General features: G+C 35.2%; 2 protein-coding genes and 2 pseudogenes. 2 read left to right on the forward strand and 2 right to left on the reverse strand.

Annotation, left to right across the window (positions count from 1 at the left end; translation table 11 throughout):
* Positions 1-91: 91 nt before the first annotated feature.
* A pseudogene (locus ABZ924_RS38445) lies at positions 92-368 on the reverse strand (IS30 family transposase); the annotation flags it as partial.
* A gap of 12 nt (positions 369-380) precedes the next feature.
* Positions 381-614, reverse strand: a pseudogene (locus ABZ924_RS38450) (DJ-1/PfpI family protein); the annotation flags it as partial.
* Positions 615-1,034: 420 nt separating this feature from the next.
* Here ABZ924_RS38450 and ABZ924_RS38455 point away from each other — a divergent pair.
* Positions 1,035-1,343 carry a hypothetical protein gene (locus ABZ924_RS38455; RefSeq protein WP_361920375.1) on the forward strand — a complete coding sequence of 103 codons (309 nt, stop codon included), beginning with the start codon at positions 1,035-1,037 and terminating at the stop codon, positions 1,341-1,343.
* A gap of 106 nt (positions 1,344-1,449) precedes the next feature.
* On the forward strand, positions 1,450-1,896 hold the full coding sequence (locus ABZ924_RS38460; protein WP_341963696.1) for a hypothetical protein: 447 nt from the start codon (positions 1,450-1,452) through the stop codon (positions 1,894-1,896).
* Positions 1,897-2,151: the final 255 nt, after the last annotated feature.

The following is a 2,151-nucleotide window of genomic DNA, read 5'->3' on the forward strand; positions in this document are numbered from 1 at the left end:
AGTCATTATCATGTCACCTCTATTGAGTCTTTACATAGTTTAGCGAAATAATCGTTGTAAATCAAAATATATTGTTTTTCTTTTCCGTTTGTCAATATAAGCTAGACAAGTCCACTCCATTCAGGTGACTCAAAAATGCCTCCAAAGGTGTGCGGTAATCCAGCGACTTCCGTGGGATGTTATTCCGTTTGTCAACCACTGAGGAAATGAACGGTTGGTCCACCTGGTTGAAGTCCATTTCCTTTGGCAAGCCGTCTTTTCGAAGCAGCCCGTTGGAATATTCATTCAAGGCGCTTAGAAGGCGTGCCGGAATCCGCAAAATAAATCGAGACGTCATGTTGGCTGCATAGCGGTTTCCAATTGGAGAATGACGCAGTAACTAAATTCGCATCGGATACCGCCGATTCCACCTCATAGAACTTTTCCCCTTTATACGTAGGACATACCATTTTAGTATATTCCAAGTTATTACTTGTATGCTTTCTAGTGTCTAAATACCCCATATTTGCGAGGGCCTCAATTGCACCACAAATTGCAGCAACCACAGTGCCTAGCTGTAAAGCTTCTCCCACTCTTTCCAAGATAGATTGATGAATTTCTTCATTCCAAATCATGGGTTTAAACAGGTCTGCTTGTGGAAATCAAATCTGAGAAATAAAGAAATATTATAATTAAATAGTTGAGTTTGGAAATTGCAATTATCGCACTCTATTTTAAGTTAACATTGACTAACTTCCTGAAAAAGCTCTTCCGGTTCATCTTATTAACTCTATTTTTCAAAGTAAAAATTTTTAGATTAAAAAAGTTTCATCTATAAAGTCCTCACAGGAGGAAGAAAGCGAACCTGAACCAATAATGCCTAAAAAAGATACCCGAAGTTTATGGGCAAGGATCTGGAATAAATAATAAGAAATTGAATTTGTTTTTGAAACTGTCGAATCGTTTTCTTCGTAGAATTAGGCAAAAATAATCGAAGAGGAGATGGAAAATTGACTCTTAATTCTACTAACTTTCTGCATATCTACGCACAACACATGCCTCACCACGAATCATTTATTGTAGGCAATACAAGCGCTTTACTTAAGTTGAGAGAAATGATTGATGAAGCATTAAAAAAAGGAGAGGCAACAAGAGACTTTACTGCGTCAGATTTGGAAGATTATCAAACATTCGTTATGAAGATAGCAGACGAAGAGATCGCTTTATTTGAATCGCTAGAAATGCCTTACACGGGCCAATATGGAGAAGTTAATTCCAATATCTTTTTTGTAAATGAAACAAAAAATGACAGCACACCGCGTTCTCCAATAACATTATCGAAAAATTACATGAGAACTCCATAAGGTTAAAGGCGTCCTTTATTTCAGCGAAAACGAATGTAACTTAAGTGCAGTTAAGTTACATTCACACTGAAAAATTCCAGTAGAAACGTACTGAAGGAGTGATTGCATGGAGAATCTGGCTATTGATTTTGAATTGGATCCATTATTGAAATTGGATAAAAAGTTAATTCGACAGAAAAACGGAAAATTATTGATTGATGTGCAAGGGGAATTAACCATTTATATCGGTCATTCGTGTTTCTTTCATGAACCGTCCTTAGCGTTGCTTGAACTGGGGGTTGCTTTAAAAAAGTGGAGAGTGAAAGATTCCGAAGGAGAAAATGATTTTTATTACTTTACGATGGAACATGATGAAAGAGAAGGACCTATCTTGGCTTTTGTTAGAAAAAGCGAAAAAGAATGGCAGCTATTTTCAATTTGGGAAGAATTTGAACACGAAAGCACAATAACTTCTGATATGTTGTTAAAAGCAGTAGACCGGTATTTAACTAAACTAGAAGATATTTTGATGAAAAATTTCAATATCAAGTATTCATACTTCGCTCGATTCTGATAAATCGAATGTAACTTAATGTGAATTAAGTTACATTCAAAACCGAAACTTTACAGCATTTTTAATTTGAAGTTTAGTAATGGAGGTTATAAAAATTGAAACAAAGATTTGAAAGGAGTTCTAAATAGAATTTTATATGTTCAAAATGTAGTGGAAGAAGAAACTCTTGTTGATTTATTTGACTTAGTAAAAAGTCTTGAAGCATTCCTCACTATAGCTAAATTGTATGAAGACAAAGGATTAAAGTACTTCGAC

It is taken from the genome of Streptomyces sp. NPDC046876 (assembly GCF_040645035.1).
Lineage (GTDB): Bacteria > Actinomycetota > Actinomycetes > Streptomycetales > Streptomycetaceae > Streptomyces.

Excerpts from the sequence above, each read along its gene's own strand:
- ABZ924_RS38455 (WP_361920375.1), top strand. The coding sequence starts at position 1,035 with ATGCCTCACCACGAATCATTTATTGTAGGCAATACAAGCGCTTTACTT.
- ABZ924_RS38460 (WP_341963696.1), top strand. The coding sequence starts at position 1,450 with ATGGAGAATCTGGCTATTGATTTTGAATTGGATCCATTATTGAAATTG.